This window comes from Streptomyces sp. NPDC048825 (genome assembly GCF_043198355.1).
GTDB lineage: Bacteria > Actinomycetota > Actinomycetes > Streptomycetales > Streptomycetaceae > Streptomyces > Streptomyces xiangluensis.
On the sequence record NZ_JBICUR010000020.1, the window covers coordinates 48,383 to 72,334 of the forward strand.

The window sequence follows — 23,952 nt, forward strand, 5'->3', positions numbered from 1 at the left end:
GTTGTCGAGATGTCGCACAGCATGGAGGGAGTCGATTAGTTAGAGAAGTACTCTTGCCGAAATTATCTAAATAAATGTTCTATCTAGTCTTGCCGGGGCATCCGGCGTTCGCTTCTCATGGAGCCCTGGAGGTTCATCTGGTGGACGACATCCTGCGCTTCGCGCTCCTGGGCCTCGGCCTCGGTGCGCTCTACGCGCTCACCGCGCAAGGCATCGTGCTGATCTACCGAGGCTCCGGCGTCCTGAACTTCGCGCACGGCGCGATCGGGATGGCCGCCGCCTATGTGCAATGGGAACTCGCCGTGCAGCACGGCGTGCCCTACTGGACCGCCGTCGGGTGCGGGGTACTGGTGGCCGGGACGCTGGGGGTGCTCACCCATCTGCTGGTGATGCGCCCGCTGCGCAGGGCCTCCTCGCTGGCCCGGCTCGTCGGCACGCTGGCGGTGTTCATCGTGCTCACCGCCGCCGCCGTCAAACGCTACGGCGACAGTGTGGAGCTCGTGCCCGGCAAGCTGCCGACCGAGTTGCTGACGGTCGCCGGGGCGACGGTGTCCGAGGACCGGATCTGGCTGCTCGGCATCGCGATCCTCATCACCGTCGTGCTGCATCTGCTCTACAAGCGCAGCATGTTCGGGCTCGGTACCACGGCGGTCGCGGAGAACCAGAGCGCCGCCTCCGCACTCGGCTGGTCGGCGGACCTGATCGCCGCAGCCAACTGGGGGCTCGGCTCGGCGCTCGCGGGGCTGACCGCGATCCTGATCGTGCCGGTCATCGGCCTGTCGGTCACCGGCCTCACCACGCTCCTGCTGAGCGCGCTGGCCGCCGCCCTCGTCGGACGCTTCGCGTCGTTCCCCGTCACCCTGGCGGGCGGCCTCGTCATCGGCGTCGTACAGTCCGAACTGACCCGCTTCGGTACCGACGTCACGGGGCTGGCCGCGTCGGTGCCGTTCCTGGTCATCGCCCTGGTACTGGTGGCGCGCGGCCGGGCGCTGCCCCTGCGTGGCACGTTCCTCGACCGGCTGCCCGCGCTGGGCAGCGGACGGGTGCGGCCGGTGGCACTGGCCGTCACGGTCGCGGTCGCGCTTCTCCTGGTGGGCGTGTCCTCGCCGCTGTGGGCGGACGCGATCACCAACACCCTGGTGCTGTCGCTGATCATCCTGTCGATCGTGGTGGTGACCGGTTACGCGGGGCAGGTCTCCCTGGCCGCCTACGCGCTCGCCGGGACCGGCGCCTTCATCGCCGGGCACGCGGTGGCCGACTGGGGCTGGCCCTTCGAACTCGCCCTGCTCGCCGGTGTGCTGGGGACGGTCCCGATAGGCCTGCTGTTCGCTCTGCCCGCGGTCCGCACCCGGGGCGTCAACCTCGCGATCATCACGCTCGGTCTCGGCACCACGCTGGAGGTCATGGTGTTCCAGAACACCGACCTCGCCACCACCCCGGGCAGCGACGGCATCGCCGTCGGCCATCAGACGCTCTTCGGCCTCGACATCTCCGGCGTGGACCATCCCCAGCGGTACGCGGCCCTGGTGCTGCTGCTGTTCGTCGGCGCCGCGCTGGTGGTCGCCAACGTGCGGCGCAGCCGGACCGGGCGCCGGCTGATCGCGGTCCGGGCCAATGAGCGGGCCGCGGCCGCCCTCGGCATCGGTGTGCGCGCCACGAAGCTGTACGCGTTCGGGCTGTCCGCGGCGATCGCCGCGCTCGCGGGGGTGCTCACCGGGTTCCGCTCGACCTCGGTGGTCTTCACCGACTTCGCGAGCTTCGACTCCATCACCGCACTCGGGCTCGCCGTCATCGGCGGCGTCGGCTTCCTTGTCGGCCCGCTCTTCGGCGCCACGTTCGCCGCCGGCACGGTCGGCGCGCGCTTCGGGGACCTGGTGCTGCCGGGCCTGAGCGAGTGGATGCCACTGATCGGCGGGGTGATTCTGCTGCTGACACTGGTGGGGAACCAGGACGGGATCGGTCAGGAACTCGGCAAGCAGGCGGGCGGGGTGTCGCGCAGGCTGAACCGGCACCGGGTCGGGCGGCTGTCGGCGGCAGCGACCACACCCCTTGGGCACCTCGCTCCGGAGGCACCCGACGTACAACGCGCGGCGCCACTCCCCCTTCAGGTCACGGACCTGACCGTGCGCTACGGCGGTGTCACCGCCGTCGACGGCCTCTCGTTCGCCATCGAGCCCGGCCGCATCGTCGGCCTCATCGGCCCCAACGGCGCGGGCAAGACCTCCGCCATCGACGCGGTCACCGGATTCACCCGGCCGGCGTCCGGCAGCGTCAGCCTCGGCGGCCGGGACGTGACCGGCGTTTCGGTTCACCGACGCGCGCAGGCCGGGCTCAGCCGGTCCTTCCAGTCGCTGGAGCTCTTCGAGGACATGACCGTCCTGGACAACCTGTACGCCGCATGCGACCGTCCCGGCCCGGGGGCGTACCTCATGGACCTGGTACGCCCCGGAAGCCGTCCACTGCCCGCCCAAGTCCTGGTCGCCGTCCGGGAGTTCGGCCTCGGGGGCAGTCTCGAACGGCCGGTGGGCGACCTCTCCTACGGGGAGCGCCGGCTGCTGGCCATCGCCCGCGCGGTGGCGACGTCGCCGTCCGTGCTCCTGCTCGACGAGCCCGCCGCCGGGCTGTCGGACGACGAGACCCGGGAACTGGCCCGTCTGGTCCGCAGACTCGCCGAGGACTGGGGCATGGGTGTGCTCCTCGTGGAGCACGACGTGGACATGGTCATGAGCGTCTGCGACCAGGTCGTCGTCCTCGACTTCGGACGCCGGATCAGTGTCGGCACTCCGGACGAGGTACGCCGCGATCCTGCGGTACGGGCCGCCTACCTGGGCGATCTGTCGCCGGAGGAAGCGGCCGGCGAGACCGTACCGGGGGCGGAAGGGGACCCGGTCAGCGCATAGTGCACCGCACAGAGCGCGGTGGCCGGAGAAGTTCCCTGGGAACTTCTCCGGCCACCGCGCTCTCATGGGGGATCACTCACTCGGGGCGCAGGTCCGCCACGTACGGCTGGTGCGCCAGCAGCCCGCCGTCCACGCACAGCGTCTGCCCGGTGATGAACGCCGCCTCGTCGGAGGCGAGAAAGACCACCGCCGCGGCGATGTCCTCCGGCCGCCCGAGGCGGGGCGTGAGGTGATGACGCAGCATCGTCGCGCGGATCCCCTCGTACGCCGGCCCCGTCTTGGCGTCCGTCACGATGAACCCCGGCGCGACGGCGTTGCAGCGCACGCCCTGCTTGCCGTGCTGGGTGGCGACGTACTGGGTCAGATTGATCAGCGCGGCCTTCGAGGCGCCGTACGCAGGATTGCGCAGGTCCCCGGAGAGCCCGGACCCGGACGTGGTGTTGATGACGCAGCCCCCGCCGCGCGCGACCATGTGCGGCACGGCGGCCTGGATGGCGACCATGGTGCCGCGCAGGTTGATCCGCATGGTGTCGTCCCAGACCGCCGGATCGGCCTGAGCCACCGCGAGATCCTGACGGGCGGCCAGATGGGTGGCCGCCGCGTTGTTGTGCAGGATGTCGAGGCCGCCGTACGTCTCGACGGCCGCGTCCACCATGGCCCGTACGCTGTCGATGTCGCCGAGGTCGACCCGGACCGCGGTCGCCGAGCCTGAGGCGGACCGGATCTCCTCCGTCACGGCCTTGGCACCGTCGAGGTTCACATCGGCGACCACCGTGTGCGCGCCCTCGACCGCCAGGCGGCGCGCGGTGGCGGCGCCGATGCCGGAGGCGGCTCCGGTCACGACGGCAATCTTCTCGTCCAGTCGTCCCATGACCGAACCGCCCTTCTCAGTCGCTGAGTTCGCTGCCCACGACCGACACGAAGGAGACGCACTCCCCCGGTCCGCCGCCCAGGTTGTGGGTGAGGGCGAGCGAGCGTCCCTCGGCCCGTGTGCGCACCGTGCGTTCCGGCGGTGCCTCGCCGCGCAGCTGGAGCCAGGCCTCGAACATCATGCGCAGACCGGAGGCGCCGATGGGGTGGCCGAAGGCCTTCAGGCCGCCGTCCGGGTTCACCGGCAGGGCGCCGTCCAGGTCGAACTGCCCGCTGGTGACGTCCTTCCACGCCTGGCCCCGGTCGGAGAAGCCCAGGTCCTCCATGAGGACCAGTTCGGTGGGCGTGAAGCAGTCGTGGACCTCGGCGAGCGCGATCTCGGTGCGCGGGTCGGTGACGCCCGCCTGCCGGTACGCCTCCTGCGCGGACGCCACGACCTCGGGGAACGTGGTGAAGTCGTACTCGGGGTCGAGGAGGCCGTCCGCCGGGCCGGCGACGAAGGACAGCGCCTTCACGAAGATCGGCTTGTCCGTGTACTTGTACGCGTCCTCGGCGCGCACCACGATCGCGGCCGCCGAACCGTCGGAGACGCCCGAGCAGTCGAAGACCCCCAGCATGCCCGCGACGATGGGCGCCGAGCGGATGCGCTCCAGCGGCACCTCCTTGCGGAACTGCGCCCGGGGGTTGCGGGCGCCGTTGACGTGGTTCTTCCAGGCGATCCGGGTGATGACGTCCTTCATCTCCTCGTCCGACAGCCCGTACTTGGCGGCGTAGGCCGGGGCGAGCAGGGAGAAGTTCGCGGGTGCGGTGATCTCGCCCCGGCTGTCGTCGCCGGCGCCCGGGATGGCGGTTCCCGAAAGCCCCGACATGCCGGAGTCCTTGAGTTTCTCGACGCCGACCGCCATCGCGACGTCGTACGCGCCGGAGGCGACGGCGTAGCAGGCGTTGCGCAGGGCCTCGGAGCCGGTCGCGCACATGTTCTCCACGCGGGTGACCGGCTTGCAGGGCAGGCGGAGGGCCCGGCTGAGGGCCAGCCCGGACACGCCGGACGCCTGCGTGCCGAACCAGAACGCGTCGATGTCGTCGAGCGCGATACCGGCCGAGGTGACCGCCGCGCCCACCGCGTCCACCAGCAGATCGTCCGCCGACTTGGTCCAGTGCTCGCCGAACGGCGTGCAGCCCATGCCGACGATCGCGACCCGGTCCCTAATTCCGTGCGAGCTCATCCGCGTGTCTCCTCAGCCTCGCCCGTGTCAGCCTCGCCCGTGCGCAAAGGCCGGGCCTTCCAGAAGTAGTTGTGAATGCCGGAGGCGGTGACCGTGCGCCGGAAGGTCATTTCGACGCGGGCGCCGATGACGGCGTCGGCCTCGGTGGCGTCGGTGAGCTGGCAGCGGAACCGGCCGCCGCCGTCGTAGTCGACGACCACGACGAGCATCGGCGGGCTGGGGGTGTACGCCAGCCGGTCCACCGTGAAGGTGGCCACCGTGCCGCGCACGTGCTCCATCGGCTCGTCGGTCATGGTGTCGACGTTCCGGCACGACACGCACACCCGGTCCGGCGGCAGATGCCGCGTGCCGCACTTCTCGCAGCGGGAGGCGACGAACCCGTACTTCCAGCCGGTGCGGCGGTGTGCGGGCGGGGCGTAGGGCGGCTCGGGGTCCGGGCGGCGGGGCGGTTCGCGGTCGAGCAGGCCGCGCCAGGAGAGATAGGTGGCGTACGGCATCGGGGCGCTGCCCGCGGCGATCTGCGCGGCGACAGGGCGGGCGCTGCGGTGTGCCTGCAGCGCGTCGGTCGCACGCAGCAGCACGACGCCGGCGCCGTCGCCGAGTACGACGAGCGCGATGGTCTCGCCGGGCCGGGCCCGGTCGAGGACGTCGGCGAGGAGCAGGCCGGGCTGGGCGGTGCCGGCGTTGCCGATCGCCCCGGTGAGGTCCGGGGTCACCGCCTCCGGCCGTACACCGGACGCGCGCCGGACGGTCGCGCAGGCCCGCGCGTGCAGGCCGGAGACCACGAAGTGGTCGATCGCGCCCTTGTCCAGGCCCGCCTGGTCGAGCGCGGCACTCAGCGCCTTGTCCGCGAGGGACACGTAGATCTCCTCGGCGAAGCGCTCCTCCCAGACCCGGGAGGCGGGAGCGCCCGGCAGCCGCCAGCGGTCGAGGATCTCGTCGCTGACCGTGTCGTGGGCGAGCAGTTCCGCGATGACGGGTGCCCCGTTGCGGTGTCCGCCGAAGACGAACGCCGCCGCGCCGTCGCCGCCCGCGACCTCGTCGCTGCCGCCGGGCAGACCGGTGCGCAGATCGGAGAGGACGGTGAGGGTCGGCACCGGGGAGCGGGCGGCGGTCACCAGCGCACCGAGGCCGGAGCGCACGGAGCCTGCCATGTCGGCGGCGAGCACGTGACTGTCGAGGCCGAGCGCGGCGTGGACGGCGGCAGCGTTCGTCTTGTCCAGGTAGGCGGGTGCGGCGGTGGCGAGGAACAGCTGTGTGACGCGGGCGCGGAGTCCGTCGCGGGCCAGTGCGCCGCGGGCCGCCTCGACGGCCATGGACGTGGTGTCCTCGTCGTAGCCCGCGACCGCCCGGGTGCCCTTACCGGCGCGGGTGCCCAGTGCGTCAGCGACATCCGTCCGCGCGAGGCGGTGGTACGGCACGTATGCGCCGTATGCGATCAGTCCGGCCATCAGCGTTCTCCGTGGGCGTCGGTTGGGGTGGTTGCGTTGGTCGCTTTGGTTGCGTCCGTCGGCCGTTCGCCTTGCGGCCGCTCGAAGACCGCGGCCAGGCCCTGGCCTCCGCCGAGACACATGGTCTCCAGGCCGTAGCGGGCCTGGCGGCGGTCGAGTTCGCGCAGCAGGGTGGCGAGGATGCGGCCACCAGTCGCGCCGACGGGGTGGCCCAGCGAGATGCCGGAGCCGTTGACGTTGAACCGTTCGAAGTCGGCCTCGGTCAGGCCCCATTCGCGGGTGCAGGCGAGCACCTGGGCGGCGAAGGCCTCGTTGAGTTCGATGAGATCCATGTCGGCGAGCTTCAGTCCGGCTCGCTCCAGGGCCCTGGCCGTCGCGGGCACCGGCCCGATGCCCATCGTCTCCGGTGGCACGCCCACGACGGCCCAGGAGACCAGGCGGCCCAGCGGGCGCAAACCGAGTTCGGCGGCGCGCTCCGGATGGGTCACGATGCAGAGCGCGGCGCCGTCGTTCTGCCCGCTGGCGTTGCCTGCCGTGACGGTCGCGTCCGGGTCCTGGCGGCCGAGCACGGGGCGCAGCTTGGCGAGCTTCTCCAACGACGAGTCGGGGCGCGGGTGTTCGTCGGTGTCGACGACCGTCTCGCCCTTCCGGCTCCGTACGGTCACGGGCACGATCTCGTCGGCGAACCGGCCCTCCCGCTGCGCCGCGAGGGCCTTCTCGTGCGAGCGCAGGGCGAGTTGGTCCTGCTCCTCGCGCGGGATGGCGTACTGGCGCCGCAGGTTCTCGGCGGTCTCCAGCATGCCGCCGGGGACCGGATGGTTGGCGCCGCCCGAGGTGACCCGGCCGCGGGCCAGCCGGTCGTGCAGCGTGGTGCCCGCGCCGCGTACGCCCCAGCGCACATCGGTGGTGTAGAACTCGGCCTGGCTCATGGACTCCACACCACCCGCCAGGACGAGGTCACTCGCGCCGGTCTGCACCTGCATCGCCGCGGTGATGATCGCCTGCAGTCCCGAGCCGCAGCGTCGGTCGATCTGCAGTCCCGGCACCTCCACGGGCAGACCGGCGTCCAGGGCCGCCACACGGCCGATGGCCGGGGCCTCGCCGTTGGGGTAACACTGGCCCAGCAGGACGTCGTCCACGGCGGCGGCCGGTACACCGGTGCGCTCCAGCACGGCGCGTACGACCGTGGCCGCGAGCTCGGCCGCCGTCACGTCGCGGAAGACGCCGCCGTAGCCGCCGACGGGGGTACGCACGGGTTCGCAGATCACCGCGTCACGCAGGAAGGCGGGCATCGAGCAGGCCTTTCATCAGGGGGAACGTTCGTCACATGTACCGGCCGCCGGTCACCTCGACCACGGCTCCGGTGATGTAGCTCGCCATGTCGCAGGCGAGGAAGAGGACTACCTGGGCGACCTCAGCGGGTTCTCCGGCACGTCCCATGGGGATCTCGGCGAGCTTCGCGTCCCAGGCGGACTGGGGCATCGCCTCGGTCATCGCGGTGCGGATCAGGCCGGGCTGCACGGCGTTGACGCGGATCCCGGCCCGGGCGAGCTCCTTGGCGGAGGATTTGGTGAGACCGACGAGGCCGGCTTTGGCAGCGCTGTAGTTCGTCTGCCCGAAGTTGCCGACCTTGCCGGAGATGGAGGAGATGTTGACGATGCTGCCGCCCTGACCGTGCGCGCGCATCGCCTCGGCGGCGTGCCGGGTGCCGTTCCAGGCGCCTGTGAGGTGGACGTCGACGACGGCGCGGAAGTCGGCGAGGGCCATCTTGCGCAGGGTCGCGTCCCGCGTGATCCCGGCGTTGTTGACCATGACGCCGACCGGCCCGAAGGTGTCGGTGCCGTGGGCGACGAGGGCGGCGACCTCGTCCTCGTCGGTGACGTCGCAGCGCAGCGAGGTGGCGGCCGCGCCGTTCTTGACCAGACGCTCGGCGGCTTCCGCCGCGGCGTCCTCGTTGATGTCGCCGATGACGACGGATGCGCCCGCGCCGCCGAGGACGCCGGCGATCTCGAAGCCGATGCCCTGCGCGCCGCCGGTGATCACCGCGTTCCGGCCGTCCAGCAGTCCCATGTCAGCCCGCCTTCGGCTCGCCACTATTCCGCTAAAATAGATAACCTATTAGGCTGAAAGAATCAACACGGCGAGGGGTCGGCCGAGCGAGGCCGGGCGAGGAGACGACGCAGGTGGACATCAGCTATCCCCCGGAGACCGAGGCGTTCCGCACCGAGATCAAGGGCTTCCTCGCCGAGGCGCTGCCAACGGACTGGAAGGGCATCGGCGCCCTCGACGAGGAGGCCGCCTGGGCCTTCGCCCGCGACTGGCGCCGACGGCTGGCCGAACGCGGCTACCTCTCCCTCACCTGGCCCGAGCAGTACGGCGGCCGCGGACTGTCCAAACTCCACCAGGTGGTCCTGATGGAGGAACTGGCCCTGGCCGGCGTGCCGTTCGGGCTGCCCCAGGACACGTTCGGCGTGAAGATGCTGGCGAACACGCTGCTGCGCTGGGGCACGGAGGAGCAGAAGAGCCACTTCCTCCCGCGCATCCTCAGCGGCGAGGACACCTGGTGCCAGGGCTACTCGGAGCCGGACGCGGGCTCGGACCTCGCCTCCCTCACGACCCGTGCGGTCCGCGACGGCGACGAGTGGGTGATCGACGGCCAGAAGGTGTGGACCTCCGGCGCCCACCACTGCGACTGGATCTTCGTCCTGGCCCGTACGAACCGCGACGCCTCCAAGCACCGCGGCATCTCCTTCCTCCTCGTCCCGCTCGACCAGCCCGGCGTCGAGGTGCGCCCGTTCCGCATGATGAGCGGCCAGCTGCACTTCAACGAGGTCTTCTTCAACGGTGCCCGCACCCGTGCCGATCTCATCGTCGGCGGCGTCGACAACGGCTGGACGGTGGCCCAGAGCCTGCTGGGCGTGGAGCGCGGCGAGGAGGCGGCGACCAATCCCATCCTGTTCCGGGCGGAGGTGGAGCGCCTGGTCGAACTCGCGCGCCAGTACGGCAAGGACCAGGACCCGGTCATCCGGCAGCGGATCGCCTGGTGCTGGTCCAAGGTCGAGATCATGCGCTACCTCGGCTACCGCATCCTCACCGGCTGGCTCAAGGGCGCCGAGCCCGGCCCCGAGTCGTCGATCGCCAAGCTGTACTGGAGCGAGTACCACACGAAGGTCACCGACCTGGCGATGGACATCATGGGCCTGCACGGGCAGGTGCCGGAGGGACGGCCGCCCCTGCGTACGTACCGCACGGACGACCCCGGGGCCGCCAACTCCTCGGCGTCCTGGTCGACGACGTACCTGATCGCCCGCTCCGGCACGATCTACGCGGGGACGTCGCAGGTGCAGCGCAACATCCTCGCGGAGAAGGTGCTGGGGCTGCCGCGGGAGCCCAGACCCTAGGGTTCCGAACGGCTCCCGAACGTCCCGATCTCCGGGACCGGTCGCGGGCCGGTGCCCGGTCGCCAGCCCGCGTCGAGTTTGCGCAGGCCCACGCCGTCCGGCGCCCAGATGTGGCAGCTGTTCAGCACTCCGGCGGTGGAGCGCGGGCCGGCGGACGGCCCGCCGGCCTCACGACGGCGCGCGCCCGCCGAGATTGCCGCCTGCACGACCGCGGGGCCGAGTGCGCGGGCCAGCTCGTACAGGTGCGTGCAGCCCGACACACCACGGAACCGCTCCTGGATCGCCCGGTTGTAGCCTGCGGCGACACTGAGCCCGACCAGGCCGTCGAACACCGGAGAGATCAGCGGGCACTCGGCGTGCGGGAAGTCCCGCATGTCCGCGTGGGCGGCCACGATCACCATGTCCGCGAGGCGGATGCGCACCGCGAGCACCATGCGGTGGACGACGCCGGCCGACGGCTCCGCCCAGGCGCGCTCGTCGCGCAGCTCCGCCTCGACCGAGATCTCGTCGCCGTCCTCCTCGTAGGCCGTGACGGTGATCGTGCGCTGATGCAGCGGGAGTTCGGCGCGCTTCACGACGTCGCCTCCGCAGACTCCGGCGCGGACTCACCCAGGCCCGCGAACTCCGCCTGACGGCGTTCGATGAAGCTGCGGACGCCCTCGCGGTAGTCCGGGGCACGTTTTGCCGTGGCCAGCAGCGCGGCCGCATCGTCGCGGCTCTCGGTGAAGCTCCGCGCCTGGTCGTCGGCGAGCTGGCGCTTGATGAGGGACATCGCGTACGGGCTGGCCGAGCGCGCCAGTTCCGTCGCGTACGCCATCGCCGTCGGGAGCAGTTCCACCGGCTCGACCAGGCGGTTGACCAGCCCCATGGCCAGCGCCTCCGTCCCGGTGATCCGTCGCGAGGACAGCAGCAGGTCGCTGGCGTTCCCGTATCCGACGAGCCGGGGCAGGATCCAGGACACCCCGTCCTCGGCCACCAGACCGCGTGCACTGAAGGCGGCGGCGAACTTGGCGTGGGGGACTGCGAACCGTACGTCGCACATCAGCGCCTGGTTGAACCCGATGCCCGCGCAGGCCCCGTTGACGGCTGCCACGACGGGCTTCGGGAAGGACATGGGCCGGGTGCGCGGCGGCAGTTGGCCGGTCGGCCACGGGCGGGCGCCGGACGACGCCCCGTCGAGCACGCTCATGTCCATTCCGGGGCAGAAACTGCGTCCGGCGCCGGTGAGCACCACGGCCCGCACCCGTGGATCCGCCTCTGCGCGGTCGAACAGCTCGTTGTAGAGCAGCTCCATCTCCAGGGTCCAGGCGTTGTGCCGCTCGGGCCGGTTCAGGGTGAGCAGCATGACCCCGTCGTCGGTCAGCTCCGTGAGGATCACCGGGGTCGAATTCTCGGTCATGGAGGTCATGGAGGTCATCGAGGTCGCTCCCACGAGGCCCGTCGCTTATAGATAGATGAATCATCTATATACCAGGCGAGTGCCCGACACCAGACACACCGCAGCACGCCCTGCCACGCCACAACCGGAATCCGATCTTCCTCCCCTTGACCTGGTAGCCTCGATTGAACTAAGAAGATTCATTTTCCTATATCTCGTGAAACCCGGACAGGGCAGATCACCAGCGAGGAGAGTCCACCGTGGCTGAGCCAGCCCGCGCAGCAGAAACGCCGACCGTGCCCGTCCCGGCCCGCGGCCGTGTCGGACGCCAGGTGCGCGTACCGAAAACCGCCGAACTGGTCGCCGGACACCTGCGCCGTCAGATCGTACGGGGCGAGCTGAAGCCGGGTGACGCCCTGCCGCCGGAGTCGGGGCTGATGGAGCAGTTCGGCATCTCCCGGCCGACTCTGCGTGAGGCGTTCCGCGTTCTGGAGTCCGAGTCCCTGATCACGGTGCGCCGCGGAGCGCACGGCGGCGCCCGGGTGAGCGCGCCCGACTCCGACGTCGCCGCCCGTTTCGCCGGCCTGATCCTGGAGTACCGCGGAGCCACGCTGGGCGACCTGTACCGCGCGGCGGCCCTCATCGAGCCGCCCTGCGTCCGCCAGCTCGCCACCAAGCACACGGCGGACGACATCAAGCGGCTGCGCGACGCGGTGGCCGCCGAGAAGGCCGTCCTGGACGACCCGCTCTCCCTCGTCGACGCACAGGACGCCTTCCACGCCCTGCTGCCGGAACTCACTGGCAACCAGACCCTGATCCTGCTGTGCGGCATGCTGCGCAACATCATCGACCGGGCCAACGCCTCGTACACCGCGGCCGCCACCGACCGCGCGGCCCAGAAGACGCAGGCCCTCAAGGGCCACCGGGCCCATGTGCGGCTGGTCGGCCTGATCGAGTCCGGCAAGGCGGACGAGGCCGAAAAGCTGTGGCAGCGCCACATCAACGCCGCCGACGACGTCGTGAACGCGGCCGGGCCCAAGACGGTGCTGGAGCTCATCGACTGACCCCGGGACCAGCAGCCGGCGAACCGCCCCGCCATCACCTCTTGCGTCCTGTAAACAGTTAGATAATTATAGGAGGCGTACTGAATAGATAGCTCAGGGGTCCGGAGGCGACGGCCATGGCCGAACAGCGCAAGCGCATCTTCGACTGCGACCAGCACATGTATGAGGAGCGGGACTCCTTCACCCGCTATCTGCCGAAGGAGTTCCTCGGCCAGGCAGTGGCCCCGGTGACCCTGCCGGACGGCCGCGAGGTCATCCTCGCCGGAGACCGGATCGTCGTCTGTCTGGAGCCGGAGTTCGGGCAGGTGTACCGGCCCGGCTCACTCAAGGAGATGCTCAAGGCGATGGCCTCGGGCAACCCCGAGGAGACGTACCAGTTCGAGCCGATGCACGAGGCGTACCAGAACCGCGAGGCCCGGCTGCGGATCATGGACGAGCAGGGCCTCGACCAGACGATCATGTATCCGGGCGGCTGGGCACTGGTCGCCGAGGAGTACGTGAGCGGCGTCGAGCCGCTCTACGCCAACTACCACTCGTTCAACCGCTACATGAACGAGGTGTGGGGCTTCAACCACCAGGGCCGCATCTACGCCCCCGCCCTGCTCTCCCTGCGCGACCTGGACCACGCGGTCAAGGAGCTGGAGTACGTCCTCGAGCAGGGCGCCCGCTTCATCATGCTGCCGACCGGGCCGCAGTACGGCCGCTCACCGGGCGACCCGTACTTCGACCCGTTCTGGAAGCTGGTCAACGAGGCCAAGGCCAGCGTCTGCTTCCACATCAGCGAGTTCTACTACAACTCGCACGTCGCCCCGGCGTGGGGCCACGACCCGAGCCCGATCCACTTCCGGATGTCCGCCTGGCAGTGGATGAACAGCTACGGCCAGCGCCCGATCGAGGAGACGCTCTCCGCGCTGATCTTCGACAACCTCTTCGGACGCTTCCCCGACATCAACGTCCTGGTCTCCGAGTTCGGCGCCGAGTGGGTGCCCCACTTCGTCCGCCACATGGACAAGAGCCGCGGCATGGGCCGCAACGGGCCGTGGATCGGCGGGCAGTTGGACGAGCGGCCCAGCCAGGTCTTCCGCAAGCACATCCGCGTGGTGCCCTACCCCGAGGACGACATCGTCGGCCTGGTGAAGCGCCTCGGCTACCACGAGTCCCTGGTGATGGGCTCGGACTTCCCGCACGCGGAGGGCATCGCCAACCCGGCCGACTACCGCAAGCTCATCTCGGAGCTCGACGAGTCGGTGCAGGACGACATCATGTACAACAACGCTCAGCAGCTGATCAGCCGCTGAGCGACGGGGATGTGAGAAGCGGGCCCGGTACCCACAGAGGTACCGGGCCCGCTCGTCAGTCGGTGAGATCGGCCGCGAGATTCGCGAGGTTCGTCAGCAGCGCCGTGCCGCGCCGCGAGTGGTCGTAGCCCGCGAGCGGGTAGCCGTTGCTCAGGCAGGCGAAGGACAGGCCGGTCTCCGGGTCCATGAAGCCGAGTTGGTACGCCGCTCCGGCACTGCCGAAGAGGGCGGGCGAGCCGGTGGACGGCAGGTTGCTGCCCGCGTCCGGACCGGCCACCGTGACGAAGAGCCCCATGCTGGTCCGCCGGCTGCTGCCGCCCCCGTAGATCTGCTCCCCGTACGGATGGTCGGTCAGCCGAATTCGCCTTCCCTCTGCCACCGCTTCCGGCTTCCACAGGCCCGAGTGCTCCAGCGCCTGGAAGTACAGCGCGACGTCGGCGGCGGTGGCGACCAGCGCATGGCTGGGCTCCCCCGCGGCGAGGACGCGCGGGTCGGACAGATACCAGGGGCCCCAGGGATCGGCCTCCTGGTCGTCACTGGTGCGGTCGGTGGCGGTCATCGGGGCGACGGTTCCGGGCTGCCGGTCCACCGGGACGCCGAGTTCGATCGAGGCGAGGCCCAGCGGCCGGGCGATCCGCTCGTGCAGGTAGTCGGCGAAGGCCAGGCCCGTACGCCGCTCGACGATCTCGGCGACCAGCCAGGCCGCCGAGGTGAGGTGGAACTGGAAGCGGCTGCCCGGCAGGTGGTCGAGCCGCCAGCGGCCGAAGGCGGCGAGCCGTTGCTCGCGGTCCAGCATCTTCGGGTAGCCGAGCGGTGCGAAGGGGAAGCCGGCGGTGTGCGTGAGCACCTGCTCGACCGTCACCGTCTCCTTCCCGTTCGGGGCGAACTCCGGGATGATCGCGGCGACTTGCTCGCTCACGTCCAGGAGCCCCTCACCGATCAGCTTCCAGACCACGCCCGCGACGATCGACCGTCCGACGGACTGCAGGACGTACCGTGTGTCGCTGCCTGCGTCACCCCAGGTCTCGAAGGCCACCAGCCGGCCACCCCGGGCCACGGCCACCTGCGCCGAGGGAAGGGGACCGTGGTCGACTTCCAGGCGGATCCGGCGCAGGAGTACGTCCAGCCGATGCGGGTCGACGCCCACGGTCTCCGGGCTGACGACCGAGTGATCAAGCACCACTTGTTCCTCCTTGGCACGGCTCACGCAGACGCCGGCGTACGACCTTGCCGTTCGCGTTGCGCGGCAGGTCGTCCACGAACCACCAGCGGACGGGGACCTTGAACCCGGACAGCCGGGCGCGGGCGTAGCTCCTGAGCTCCGCCGGCTGCGGCGGTGCGTCGGGGTCGGCGGGCACGACGAAGGCGACGACGGTCTGGCCGAGCCGCTCGTCCGGCGCGCCCGTGACCGCCACGTCCGCGACGCCGGGATGCGCGGCCAGGACCGTCTCCACCTCCAACGGGTGGACGTTCTCGCCCCCGCGAATGATCATGTCGCTTCGCCGACCGGACAGGTAGAGGTAGCCGTCCTCGGCCACCCGGCCCAGGTCGCCGCTGTGCAGCCAGCCGTCCGCGTCCACCCGGAAGAGCTGGTCGGCGCGGGCGTGGATCTCGCCGATCCCGTCCGGACCGGGGTCGTGAACTCTGAGCTCGACGCCGGGAGCGGCACGTCCCACGGACCGCAGCAGCTCGGTGCGCCCGGCGACCGCCTCACGATGGTCCTCGGGCGTGAGCACGCTGATGGGTGAACCTTCCGTCTGCCCGAACATGTTGAGCATCCGGACGCCGGGCATGGCCTCGTACGTCCGCCGCAGCGTGCCGGGTCGGATGGGGGCGCCGCCGTACTGGAGGACCCGCAGTGCCTTGTGGCGTGCCTGTCCGGCCGCGAACAGCGTCTCCAGCATCGCGGGGACCATGCTGGTGTGCGTGGTGCCGAGGTCCCGCAGCAAGGCCCAGCCCTCGACAGTGAAGCGGGGCAGTCCGGTGATCAGCGCGCCGGCGGCGAGGGCGACGGCGATGTTGCCGAGGCCCGCGATGTGGTGGAAGGGTGCGCTGCCGCCGTAGAAGCTCTCGGGGTCGAGCCCGCACAGCTCGCCGTTGACGCGGGCGCGGGCAGCCAGTCGCCGCTGCGTCATGGGGACGGGTTTGGGCAGGCCCGTGGTCCCGGAGGTGTGCAGAACGGATGCGAAATCATCCGGCGCGGCCGCCAACGCCCTTCCGTTAGGCCTGAGTTCGGGTACGAGCACCGCGCGGCGTCCCGACAGCCGGGCCACTTGGTCAGCCAGGTCGGCGAACTCCGGCTGTGCCAGGAGGACTTGGGAGTCCGTCGCCTGGACCACCGTGGCGATCTCGTACGGGGTCATCCGGACGCCGAGCGGGGCCAGCGGGTGGCCGGATCCGGCGCCGCCGATCACCAGCGCGAGCGCGTCGGCGGAGGTGGCGACCAGCGCGGGCACCGGTGCGCCGGGGGCGAGGCCGAGCGAGTCCAGCCAGTCGGCCGCGCCGCCCGCCCGGTCGAGGAGTTCGCGACCGGTCCAGGTGAGGTCGCCGAACCGGACGGCGGGGCGGGCATGGTCGTAGGCACGGCTCACCATGGCGGTCCAGGTGGGTACCGTCACGGAGTCTTGCGCGACGGTGGGTGCCGTCACGGACTCCTGAGCGACGGTGGGTGCCGTCACGGAGTCTTGCGCGCCGCCCACCGGCTCAGGACTCCAGGCGGGCCGCCGCGGTGCCGGTGACCACCTCGACGCCGTCCTGGTTGACAGTGCGCAGGGAGAAGTGGGCGACCGGGCCCGCCGGTGTGTCCTCGACCGACTCGACGGTGGCCGTGGCGGTCAGGGTGTCGCCGGGCCAGACCTGGGCCTTGAAGCGCACACCGAAGCGCAGCAACGCCTCGGGGCCGACCCAGTCGGTGAGGACCCGCCCGGTCATGCCCATCGTCAGCATGCCGTGCGCGAACACGCCTGGGTAACCGGCCGCCTCGACGGCGAACTTCGCGTCGGTGTGCAGGGGGTTGTAGTCGCCGGAGGCGCCCGCGTACTGCACGATCCGGGTGCGCTTGAGGTCGTCGACCAGCACGCTCTCGCGGGTCTCGCCGACCTTGACGTCGTCGACGCTCAGGCTGCTGGGGCTGCTCGGGCTGCTCATCGAGCGTCCTCCTTGCGGGTTGCGGGGCCCTCGGGCACAACCGCGACGGTCTTGGCGCTGACGACCGGTTCGCCGTCGGCGTCCCGGTACTCGGTGATGCGTTCGCTGAACAGCAGGCGGCCGGTGCGGCCCTGCTTCTCCCAGCTGCGTCCGGGGACGGAGTGCGCGTACAGCGTCTCGCCGGCGCGCACCGGGCGGTGGTACTCGAAGTGCTGCTCGGCGTGCAGTCCTCCGGCGCCCTCGAGCATCACCCCGGGGCCGCGTCCGGACCCGAACCACTCCTCGTCCGGCTTGGGCCGCAGGTGGTAGTCGGGGTCGTACTGGGCGCCGGCCATGGTGAAGGTGGGCGGCGCGAGCGCGCTCTCACCGTGGTACGCCGGGTTCTCGTCGCCGATGGCGCGGGCGAACATCATGATGTGCCCGGCCTCGACGGGGAACGGCTGCCCTGTCATCTTCGTGAGCTCCTCGGTCGGTACGGCAGGTCAGTACGGCAGGAACGCGTCGCGGGTGGCCTCGTCGGGGTCGAAGTCGGGCGGCAGGCCCTCGAACTTCGGCTCCCGCTTCTCCGTGAAGCTCGCCACCCCTTCACGGAAGTCCGGCGAGCCCGCGAAGAACTCCATGGCGGAGTAGGAGCGGGCGAGGGCATCGGTGAAGGTCCGGTCGAGGTCGCCGTACACCTGGTGGCGTACGACGGCCATGGCACGCGGGGAGCAGTTGCGGGCGATGTCCCGGGCGTAGGCGCGTGCGGCGTCGAGCAGGTCCTCCGGTTCGACGACGCGGCTGACGAGGCCGAGGTCCTTCGCCTCGTCGGCGTCGAAGACCCGGCCGGACAGCAGCAGGTCGAGGGCGTTCTCCAGACCGATGACGCGCGGCAGCACGTACGGCATGTTGTACTCGCCGGCCAGGCCGCGGCGGGTGAAGGCCGTGGTGAAGCGCGCCCCGCGGGCGGCGAAGCGGACGTCGCAGATAAGAGCCTGGACCAGGCCGATGCCCGCGCAGGCGCCGTTGATGGCGGCGATCATGGGCTTCGGCATGTTCCGCTTGCTGTACATGGGGACGCGGGCCTGGAGGTTGAGGGACTCGCCCGGCTGTGAGTTCTGTTCAAGGCGCTGCATGTCCATCCCGGGGCAGAAGGCCTTGCCGGCCCCGGTGATGACCACGACACGGACGGCCGGGTCGCTCGCGGCCTCGTCCAGGAGGGCGAAGAAGCGGCGTTCCATGGGGAGGCTCCAGGCGTTCTTGCGCTCGGGCCGGTTGAGGGTGACGGTGGCGACGCCGTCCTCGTCGACCTCGTACAGCACCAGGTCCTGGGCCGCCTCCTGGGACTCCTCGGTCATCACGTCACTCCTCGGTCAGCGGTTGGATCGGGTCGGTGGGGTCGATCGGGTCGATGGGGTCGCCGACGCCGGGCCGCTCCCCGGAGATGGTCACGACCACCTGCCCGCGGGCGCAGATACGCCCGTCGGCCATCACGTCGACGTCGGCGAAGTGCACCCTGCGGCCCCGCCTGACGCAGCGTGCGTAGGCGACGGCCTCCCGGCCCCGGGCGGGCGCGAGGTACTGCACCGACATCGACACAGTGCTGAGCAGACTCCCCTTCGCGAAGTCGTGCCCGGCGATCACCGCTCCCGCGCCCGCGGTGTCGATGAGCGCCGAGACCACTCCGCCGTGGAAGACGCCTTCGTGGGCGGAGAGGGCCTCGGCGTACGGAAGCACCATTTCGACGCCGTCCGGGTCCCAGCGGACCACCCGCATACCGCTGCTGCGGTTGAACTTGACCCCGCGCTCCCAGCGGGCCCGGAACCACTCGCGGCGTTCGCGCTGCTCCTGGTCGGTGAGGGTCCTCGCCGCGACGGTCATCCGCACGCCCTCCGCCTCTCGGCCTGTCGGCCGATCGATATAGTTACATGATTTGCCTGCTTCGGGCAATCATACGGGAGACCGCGAAACTCGTATGTATTATTTATCTAACTCATTCACCCAACTTTACTTGCGAAGAGGGAGGGCCTCAGATGCCGTCGACCGTCCTGGCCGGGATCCGCGTCCTCGACCTGTCCCGCATCCTCGCGGCACCCCTGGCCACCCAGATGCTGGCCGATCTGGGCGCCGAGGTGATCAAGATCGAGCGGCCCGGCACGGGCGACGACTCACGGACGTACGGCCCGCCCTTCGCCGACGGCCCAGAGGGCGCGAGGACCGACACCGCCGCCTTCTACCTCTCCTGCAACCGCAACAAGCAGTCGGTCACCGTCAACCACGCCACGACTGAGGGCCAGGAGTTGATCCGCGCACTCGCCGCCCGGTCGGACGTCCTGGTCGAGAACTTCCGCGCGGGGACGCTGGCGAAGTACGGGCTCGACCACGAGAGCCTGCGGGAGCTCAACCCTCGGCTGGTCTACCTCTCCGTGACGGGCTTCGGACAGTCCGGGCCCTACGCGCAGCGCCCCGGATACGACGGCATCTTCCAGGCCATGTCCGGGATGATGAGCGTCTCCGGACACCCCGACGAGCCGATGAAGGTCGGGGTCAGCATGGTCGACATCCTCACGGGTCTGTACGCCTCCACGGCCGTCCTTGCGGCCCTGCGGCACCGGGACGCCACCGGCGAGGGCCAGTTCATCGACCTGTCCCTGCTGGACTGCGGGCTGGCCTCGCTGTCGCACTTCGCGATGAACTACCTGATCTCCGGGGAGGTTCCGCAGCGGCGGGGCAACGGCGGTTACGGCGGGATCCCCTCGCAGGCCTTCATGTGCAGCGACAAGCCGCTCTTCCTCGTGGCGGGCAACGACAAGCAGTTCGCCGCGTTCTGTGCGGCGGCCGGCCGCACCGAACTGCTCCAGGACCCGCGGTTCGCCACGACCTCGGCCCGGATCACCCACCGCGAGGAGATCCTGCCGGTGCTGGCGGCGATCCTGCGCACCCGCACCAGGGACGAATGGCTGGCTGTGCTCGACGCGTACGACGTCCCTGCCGGACCGTTCAACGAGATGCCCGAGGTCTTCGCCGACCCCCAGATCCAGCACCGCGAGATGCTGGTCGAGGTCGAGGACCCGGTGTCGGGCCGGCTGCCGTTGCTCGCCAATCCGATCCGGTTCGCGGCGACGCCGGTCGAGGGGTACGCCGCGCCGCCTGCGCTGGGCGAGCATACGGCCGAAGTTCTGGGCAGGCTGGCCGGGGTGACGGAGGATCAGCTTTCGGAGCTGCGGGGGCGGGGCGTTGTGTGAGGTGGGTGGGGGTGCGCGTTGCGGGTTTTCGCCCCCGCCGCCCCTACCCGTTCCCATCCTTCTGGGGCTCCGCCCCAGGCCCCGCTGGGGGGGGCTGCGCCCGCAGCCCCCCCCAGCGGCCTGAACGGCCTCGTCCTCAAACGCCGGACGGGCTGATTGGGCTTAGGTCTGCTTTTCAGCCAACCGCGTCGGGTGGTGGGTGGGCATAGGTTGGGGATCCAGGGGGCGGAGCCCCTGGAGATGGGACGGGTAGGGCGGCGGGGGCGAAAACCCCTGCCTCACCCGATCACGGTCCGCCCACCCTCCAGCATCAGCGTCGCCCCGGTCAGATAGACCATGTCGTCGCTGACCAGCGCGGCCACCGCCCGGCCGATGTCAGACTCCGGGTCCCCCATCCGCCCCAGCGGAATCCCGGCCAGCACGTGCTCGGCCTTCTCCGGATGGGCGGCGAAGTACGCCTCCGCGGCCGGGCTCAGTGCGGCCGGGCAGACGACGTTCACGCGAATTCCGTACGTGCCCCACTCCCGTGCGGCGACCCGTGTCAGCCCGCGGATGGCCTCCTTGGCCATCGCGTATGCCGCGAAGGTCGCCTCGCCCTGCACCGCGGCCGAGGAGCCGAGGTTCACGACGCTGCCGCGGCTCGCCTTCAGATGGGGCAGGGCGGCCTGCATCGCGTGGAACGTCGCCAACGGGCCGCTGCGGTAGGTGAGTTCGACGTCGTCGTACGACGTCTCCTCAAACCGGCGCTGCACCGAGCTCTGCGCGTTGTTGACGAGGACGTCAAGGCTGCCGAACTCCCGTACCGTCTCGGCCACCATGCAGTCGACGTCGCCGCGCTCGCCCACGTCCCCGACCACGGTGTGCACCCGCCCGCCGCGCCCGGCGATCATGTCGGCGGTGTCCTTCAGCTTGTTCTCGGTACGGCCGGTGATCACCACGGCCGCTCCCTCCGCAGTCAGCGCGAGCGCGATACCGCGGCCCACGCCCTGACCGCCGCCGGTGACGAGAGCCGTCTTCCCGGCCAGCCGTGTGCCTCGCTCCATCACGTCTCCATCTCGTTCTTCCAGAAGGCCGCCCAGGTGGGGAAGGCGTCGGGCAGTGCCGGTTGTCCGGCTCCCTCCCAGCCTTCGAATCCAACCGCCTGGGGGCGCTCGGTCACATCGGCCGCGTACCAGTGCTGCTCGCGGCGCCGGGAGAAGTACCACTCGCCGTCCACGCGCGCGTAGTCGTCGAGGTAGCGGATGGCCATGACGATCCACCGCTCCCCCACCTCGTGCTCCGCACGGCAGTAGACGGAGCCGGTTGCGGTGTCGCGGCCGGTGAACTCGATCCGGTGACCGCAGATCTGATGGATGGACCGGTGGAATCCGCGGACGAGGGGTTCGATGTACGACCGCAGCGCGTCCCGCCCCCGGCCGCGGCGTCCCATGTCCACATCGGGCCGGAAGCAGCCGGCCCAGGCGTCGAGGTCGCGGGCGTCCACGGCCAGCGCGTACCGGATGGGGAGTTGCTGGATCGCCAGGTGCGACTCGATGCGGTCGAGGCGATCCTCCAGTGACGTCAGCGGCGTCAGCTTCGTCACGGTCGCGGCTCCCTGGGGAGACCGAGGACCTGCTCCCCGATGATGTTCCGCTGGATCTCGCTCGACCCGCCGTAGATCGTCTCCGCCAGGGAAAGCAGGAAGGAGCGCTGGCGGGTGTCCAGGCCGTAGTCCTCGCCCACGATCTGGCCGGCGGGTCCGGCCAGTTCCATGGCCAGGTGCCCGACTTGCTGGTGACGTGTCGAGGCGTACAGCTTCGCGGTGGTGGCCTGCGCGCCGGGCGTGCGGCCCGCGGTCAGTTCGGCGATGGTGCGCAGGTTGGTGGTGCGCATGATGCGTACGGAGATCCAGGCGTCCACGATCCGGCGGCGCAGCATGGGGTCGTCGAGCGCGCCCCGTTCCCGGGCCAGGTCGATCAGCGACTCCGCCTCCCGTTCGAAGGTGAGCTGCTGCGGCAGCAGCGTGGTGCCGCGCTCGATGCCGAGCGTGGCCATCGCCGTGCGCCAGCCCTGGCCGGCCTCGCCCACGACCATGTCCGCGCCCGTGCGCGCGTCGGTGAAGAAGACCTCGGCGAACTCGTCCTGGCCGGCGAGGTTGCGGATGGGCCGGATCTCCACGCCCGGTTGGTCGGCGGGCACGAGCAGCATCGTCAGTCCCTTGTGCCGCCGGGAGTCCGGGTCGGTGCGCGTGAGGACGTACAGCCAGTCGGCGTACATGCCGAAGGAGGTCCACACTTTCTGCCCGTTGACCACCCATTCGTCGCCATCGCGCTCCGCTCTGGTGCGTACGGACGCCAGGTCGGAGCCGGCGCCGGGTTCGCTGAAGCCCTGGCCCCACAGTTCCTCGACGGTCAGGATCGGCGGCAGGAAGCGCTTCTTCTGATCCTCGCTGCCCATCTTGAGGATCATCGGTCCGAGCAGGTCGAGGGCGTTGGTGGTGGCCCGGTAGGGCGCGTTGGCACGCGCGTACTCGTACTCGAAGACGATCTCCTCGATGAGTCCGAGCCCCCTGCCCCCGTACTCCTTCGGCCAGCCGACGCCCAGCCAGTTCCCGGCCGACAGCTCACGGTCCCAGGCGAGACGCACCTCCCAGGCCGTCCCGTCGGTGGGGCCGCCCACGCCCCGGTGCTCGGCGAACTCCCCCACGAGGTGGTCCGCCAGCCAGTCCCGCAGCTCGTCGCGGAAGTCGCGCACCGCGGGCCCGAAGTCCAGCTCCATTCCAGCTCCTTTGCCGATGGTCAGATGCCGGTGATCAGATGCCGGTGATCAGATGCCGAGCCGGGTGGCGAGCAGCTCCCGGTGGTACGACGGCGTGCCGAGCAGCACCTCGGAGCTCTTGGCCCGCTTCAGGTAGAGGTGGGCAGGGTGCTCCCAGGTGAAGCCGATTCCGCCGTGGACCTGGATGTTGTCCCCGGCGACCCTGGTGAACGCCTCCGAGCAGAAGGCCTGGGCCAGGGCCGCCGAGACGGCTATCTCCGTCTCGTCGCCTGCGTCCAGCGCCCACAGTCCGCCGTACGCGGCCGAGCGGGCGGACTCGATCTCGACCAGCATGTCGGCGCACTTGTGCTTGATGCCCTGGAACGAGCCGATGGGCCGCCCGTACTGCTCGCGAATCCCGGCGTACTCCACCGCTGCGTCCAGGGCTGCCGCGGCTCCGCCGACCTGTTCGGCGGCCAGGAGGACGGAGGCCGTGGCGAGGGTGCGTTCGAGGACCGGCCACGCCGCGCCCTCGGTGCCGAGCAGGCGGGCGGGGGTGTCCGTGAACTCCACGCGGGCCTGCTTGCGGGTCTCGTCGAGCGTGGGAAGGGGGGTGCGGGTGAGACCCGGTGCGCCGGCGTCGACCGCGAAGAGACTGATGCCGGAGGGGGTGCGGGCGGCGACCAGGAGCAGGTCGGCGACGTGCCCGTCGGGGACGTAGGTCTTCGCGCCGGTCAGCTGCCACTCGGCCCCGCCTGCCCTCCCGCCTGTCGTCTGGCCTGCCGTCCCGCCTGTCGTCTCGCCCGCCGTCTCGCGTGCGGCGAGCCGGATGCCCTGCTCGTCCCAGCGGCCGCTGTCCTCGGTGAGCGCCAGCGTGGCCACGCTCTCTCCGGACGCGATGCCCGGCAGCAGCTCGCTTCGGGCCTGCTCGTCGTCACAGCGCAGCAGCGCCTCGGCGGCCAGGGCGACGGTGGCGAAGTACGGCGCGCACAGCAGCGCGCGGCCCGCCTCCTCGAAGACGACGCCGAGGTCGACGTAGCCGAAACCGGAACCGCCGTACTCCTCCGGTACTGCGAGTCCCTGCAGGCCGAGTTCCGTGCCCATCCGCCGCCACACGGCGCGGTCGTAGCCGCGCGGGTCGGCGGCGAGGCGGCGTACGTCCGCCTCGCCGGAGTATTTGGTGAGGAAGGACCGTACGACCTTGCGCAGTTCGTCCTGTTCCTCGCTGAAGGTGAGATCCATGTTGCCCGTCCTCCC

At 70.7% G+C, this 23,952-nt stretch carries 22 protein-coding genes; 5 read left to right on the forward strand and 17 right to left on the reverse strand.

Features of this window, described 5'->3' with window-relative positions; all coding sequences use genetic code 11:
• Positions 1-140 precede the first annotated feature (140 nt).
• A complete protein-coding gene (locus ACGFNK_RS36800; protein WP_393423083.1) occupies positions 141-2,900 on the forward strand; it encodes an ATP-binding cassette domain-containing protein in 2,760 nt (919 codons plus the stop codon).
• A 76-nt stretch (positions 2,901-2,976) separates the two neighbouring features.
• Here ACGFNK_RS36800 and ACGFNK_RS36805 read toward each other — a convergent pair whose 3' ends face one another.
• Genes ACGFNK_RS36805 through fabG form a run of 5 tightly spaced genes read right to left on the reverse strand, consistent with a single transcriptional unit; the run spans position 2,977 to position 8,517 of the window.
• Complete coding sequence (locus ACGFNK_RS36805) at positions 2,977-3,771, reverse strand: SDR family NAD(P)-dependent oxidoreductase (RefSeq protein ID WP_393423085.1); 795 nt, start codon at positions 3,769-3,771, stop codon at positions 2,977-2,979.
• 16 nt (positions 3,772-3,787) lie between these two features.
• Positions 3,788-4,996 carry an acetyl-CoA acetyltransferase gene (locus ACGFNK_RS36810; protein WP_393423087.1) on the reverse strand — a complete coding sequence of 403 codons (1,209 nt, stop codon included), beginning with the start codon at positions 4,994-4,996 and terminating at the stop codon, positions 3,788-3,790.
• A complete protein-coding gene (locus ACGFNK_RS36815) occupies positions 4,993-6,447 on the reverse strand; it encodes an OB-fold domain-containing protein (protein ID WP_393423088.1) in 1,455 nt (484 codons plus the stop codon). Before ACGFNK_RS36815 ends, ACGFNK_RS36810 begins: the two co-directional genes overlap by 4 nt.
• Positions 6,447-7,739 carry an acetyl-CoA C-acetyltransferase gene (locus ACGFNK_RS36820; RefSeq protein WP_393423090.1) on the reverse strand — a complete coding sequence of 431 codons (1,293 nt, stop codon included), beginning with the start codon at positions 7,737-7,739 and terminating at the stop codon, positions 6,447-6,449. Before ACGFNK_RS36820 ends, ACGFNK_RS36815 begins: the two co-directional genes overlap by 1 nt.
• 31 nt (positions 7,740-7,770) lie before the next feature.
• Positions 7,771-8,517: a 3-oxoacyl-ACP reductase FabG gene (gene fabG, locus ACGFNK_RS36825; protein ID WP_393423092.1), complete on the reverse strand. Its 747-nt coding sequence runs from the start codon at positions 8,515-8,517 to the stop codon at positions 7,771-7,773.
• Between the two features lie 113 nt (positions 8,518-8,630).
• On the opposite strand from fabG, the gene ACGFNK_RS36830 reads away from it, so the two are divergent.
• The gene (locus ACGFNK_RS36830) at positions 8,631-9,848 is read left to right on the forward strand and encodes an acyl-CoA dehydrogenase family protein (RefSeq protein WP_393423094.1); all 1,218 of its coding nucleotides are present in this window, start codon (positions 8,631-8,633) and stop codon (positions 9,846-9,848) included.
• On the opposite strand, the gene ACGFNK_RS36835 is transcribed toward ACGFNK_RS36830, so the two are convergent.
• On the reverse strand, positions 9,845-10,423 hold the full coding sequence (locus ACGFNK_RS36835; protein ID WP_393423096.1) for a DUF2889 domain-containing protein: 579 nt from the start codon (positions 10,421-10,423) through the stop codon (positions 9,845-9,847). The genes ACGFNK_RS36830 and ACGFNK_RS36835 overlap by 4 nt on opposite strands.
• The gene (locus tag ACGFNK_RS36840) at positions 10,420-11,247 is read right to left on the reverse strand and encodes an enoyl-CoA hydratase-related protein (protein WP_393423098.1); all 828 of its coding nucleotides are present in this window, start codon (positions 11,245-11,247) and stop codon (positions 10,420-10,422) included. The genes ACGFNK_RS36835 and ACGFNK_RS36840 overlap by 4 nt, the downstream gene beginning before the upstream one ends.
• A 239-nt stretch (positions 11,248-11,486) precedes the next feature.
• Between ACGFNK_RS36840 and ACGFNK_RS36845 the strand changes: the two genes are divergently transcribed.
• A complete protein-coding gene (locus ACGFNK_RS36845; RefSeq protein ID WP_393423100.1) occupies positions 11,487-12,290 on the forward strand; it encodes a FadR/GntR family transcriptional regulator in 804 nt (267 codons plus the stop codon).
• Positions 12,291-12,406: 116 nt separating this feature from the next.
• Positions 12,407-13,588 carry an amidohydrolase family protein gene (locus tag ACGFNK_RS36850; RefSeq protein ID WP_393423102.1) on the forward strand — a complete coding sequence of 394 codons (1,182 nt, stop codon included), beginning with the start codon at positions 12,407-12,409 and terminating at the stop codon, positions 13,586-13,588.
• Between the two features lie 55 nt (positions 13,589-13,643).
• Here ACGFNK_RS36850 and ACGFNK_RS36855 read toward each other — a convergent pair whose 3' ends face one another.
• The 6 genes from ACGFNK_RS36855 to ACGFNK_RS36880 are packed head-to-tail and all read right to left on the reverse strand — an operon-like array spanning position 13,644 to position 18,595.
• On the reverse strand, positions 13,644-14,771 hold the full coding sequence (locus tag ACGFNK_RS36855; RefSeq protein ID WP_393423104.1) for a serine hydrolase domain-containing protein: 1,128 nt from the start codon (positions 14,769-14,771) through the stop codon (positions 13,644-13,646).
• Positions 14,761-16,236: a class I adenylate-forming enzyme family protein gene (locus ACGFNK_RS36860; RefSeq protein ID WP_393423106.1), complete on the reverse strand. Its 1,476-nt coding sequence runs from the start codon at positions 16,234-16,236 to the stop codon at positions 14,761-14,763. The genes ACGFNK_RS36855 and ACGFNK_RS36860 overlap by 11 nt, the downstream gene beginning before the upstream one ends.
• 55 nt (positions 16,237-16,291) lie before the next feature.
• Entirely contained in the window at positions 16,292-16,735 is a 444-nt protein-coding gene (locus ACGFNK_RS36865; RefSeq protein WP_393423108.1) for a MaoC family dehydratase, read from the reverse strand.
• A complete protein-coding gene (locus tag ACGFNK_RS36870; RefSeq protein ID WP_386338250.1) occupies positions 16,732-17,187 on the reverse strand; it encodes a MaoC family dehydratase N-terminal domain-containing protein in 456 nt (151 codons plus the stop codon). Before ACGFNK_RS36870 ends, ACGFNK_RS36865 begins: the two co-directional genes overlap by 4 nt.
• Positions 17,188-17,217: 30 nt before the next feature.
• Positions 17,218-18,072, reverse strand: coding sequence for an enoyl-CoA hydratase-related protein (locus ACGFNK_RS36875; protein WP_393423110.1), 855 nt, complete (start codon positions 18,070-18,072; stop codon positions 17,218-17,220).
• A gap of 4 nt (positions 18,073-18,076) precedes the next feature.
• The gene (locus ACGFNK_RS36880; protein WP_386338245.1) at positions 18,077-18,595 is read right to left on the reverse strand and encodes a PaaI family thioesterase; all 519 of its coding nucleotides are present in this window, start codon (positions 18,593-18,595) and stop codon (positions 18,077-18,079) included.
• Between the two features lie 152 nt (positions 18,596-18,747).
• Between ACGFNK_RS36880 and ACGFNK_RS36885 the strand changes: the two genes are divergently transcribed.
• Complete coding sequence (locus ACGFNK_RS36885; protein ID WP_393423112.1) at positions 18,748-19,959, forward strand: CaiB/BaiF CoA transferase family protein; 1,212 nt, start codon at positions 18,748-18,750, stop codon at positions 19,957-19,959.
• Positions 19,960-20,237: 278 nt separating this feature from the next.
• On the opposite strand, the gene ACGFNK_RS36890 is transcribed toward ACGFNK_RS36885, so the two are convergent.
• The 4 genes from ACGFNK_RS36890 to ACGFNK_RS36905 are packed head-to-tail and all read right to left on the reverse strand — an operon-like array spanning position 20,238 to position 23,937.
• Entirely contained in the window at positions 20,238-21,002 is a 765-nt protein-coding gene (locus ACGFNK_RS36890) for an SDR family NAD(P)-dependent oxidoreductase (RefSeq protein WP_393423114.1), read from the reverse strand.
• Complete coding sequence (locus tag ACGFNK_RS36895) at positions 21,002-21,541, reverse strand: nuclear transport factor 2 family protein (RefSeq protein WP_393423116.1); 540 nt, start codon at positions 21,539-21,541, stop codon at positions 21,002-21,004. Before ACGFNK_RS36895 ends, ACGFNK_RS36890 begins: the two co-directional genes overlap by 1 nt.
• Positions 21,538-22,716, reverse strand: coding sequence for an acyl-CoA dehydrogenase family protein (locus ACGFNK_RS36900; protein WP_393423118.1), 1,179 nt, complete (start codon positions 22,714-22,716; stop codon positions 21,538-21,540). Before ACGFNK_RS36900 ends, ACGFNK_RS36895 begins: the two co-directional genes overlap by 4 nt.
• 48 nt (positions 22,717-22,764) lie before the next feature.
• Positions 22,765-23,937 (reverse strand): acyl-CoA dehydrogenase family protein, encoded by a 1,173-nt coding sequence (locus tag ACGFNK_RS36905; protein WP_393423120.1) that lies wholly within the window; start codon positions 23,935-23,937, stop codon positions 22,765-22,767.
• Positions 23,938-23,952: the final 15 nt, after the last annotated feature.

What these genes read in the sequence shown, in the direction of transcription:
- ACGFNK_RS36815 (WP_393423088.1), bottom strand. Translation starts at nt 6,447, where the DNA reads ATGGCCGGACTGATCGCATACGGCGCATACGTGCCGTACCACCGCCTC.
- ACGFNK_RS36865 (WP_393423108.1), bottom strand. Translation starts at nt 16,735, where the DNA reads ATGAGCAGCCCGAGCAGCCCCAGCAGCCTGAGCGTCGACGACGTCAAG.
- ACGFNK_RS36810 (WP_393423087.1), bottom strand. Translation starts at nt 4,996, where the DNA reads ATGAGCTCGCACGGAATTAGGGACCGGGTCGCGATCGTCGGCATGGGC.
- ACGFNK_RS36900 (WP_393423118.1), bottom strand. Translation starts at nt 22,716, where the DNA reads ATGGAGCTGGACTTCGGGCCCGCGGTGCGCGACTTCCGCGACGAGCTG.
- ACGFNK_RS36840 (WP_393423098.1), bottom strand. Translation starts at nt 11,247, where the DNA reads ATGACCGAGAATTCGACCCCGGTGATCCTCACGGAGCTGACCGACGAC.
- ACGFNK_RS36890 (WP_393423114.1), bottom strand. Translation starts at nt 21,002, where the DNA reads ATGGAGCGAGGCACACGGCTGGCCGGGAAGACGGCTCTCGTCACCGGC.
- ACGFNK_RS36850 (WP_393423102.1), top strand. Translation starts at nt 12,407, where the DNA reads ATGGCCGAACAGCGCAAGCGCATCTTCGACTGCGACCAGCACATGTAT.
- ACGFNK_RS36875 (WP_393423110.1), bottom strand. Translation starts at nt 18,072, where the DNA reads ATGACCGAGGAGTCCCAGGAGGCGGCCCAGGACCTGGTGCTGTACGAG.
- ACGFNK_RS36885 (WP_393423112.1), top strand. Translation starts at nt 18,748, where the DNA reads ATGCCGTCGACCGTCCTGGCCGGGATCCGCGTCCTCGACCTGTCCCGC.
- ACGFNK_RS36805 (WP_393423085.1), bottom strand. Translation starts at nt 3,771, where the DNA reads ATGGGACGACTGGACGAGAAGATTGCCGTCGTGACCGGAGCCGCCTCC.
- ACGFNK_RS36905 (WP_393423120.1), bottom strand. Translation starts at nt 23,937, where the DNA reads ATGGATCTCACCTTCAGCGAGGAACAGGACGAACTGCGCAAGGTCGTA.
- fabG (WP_393423092.1), bottom strand. Translation starts at nt 8,517, where the DNA reads ATGGGACTGCTGGACGGCCGGAACGCGGTGATCACCGGCGGCGCGCAG.
- ACGFNK_RS36820 (WP_393423090.1), bottom strand. Translation starts at nt 7,739, where the DNA reads ATGCCCGCCTTCCTGCGTGACGCGGTGATCTGCGAACCCGTGCGTACC.
- ACGFNK_RS36880 (WP_386338245.1), bottom strand. Translation starts at nt 18,595, where the DNA reads ATGACCGTCGCGGCGAGGACCCTCACCGACCAGGAGCAGCGCGAACGC.
- ACGFNK_RS36870 (WP_386338250.1), bottom strand. Translation starts at nt 17,187, where the DNA reads ATGACAGGGCAGCCGTTCCCCGTCGAGGCCGGGCACATCATGATGTTC.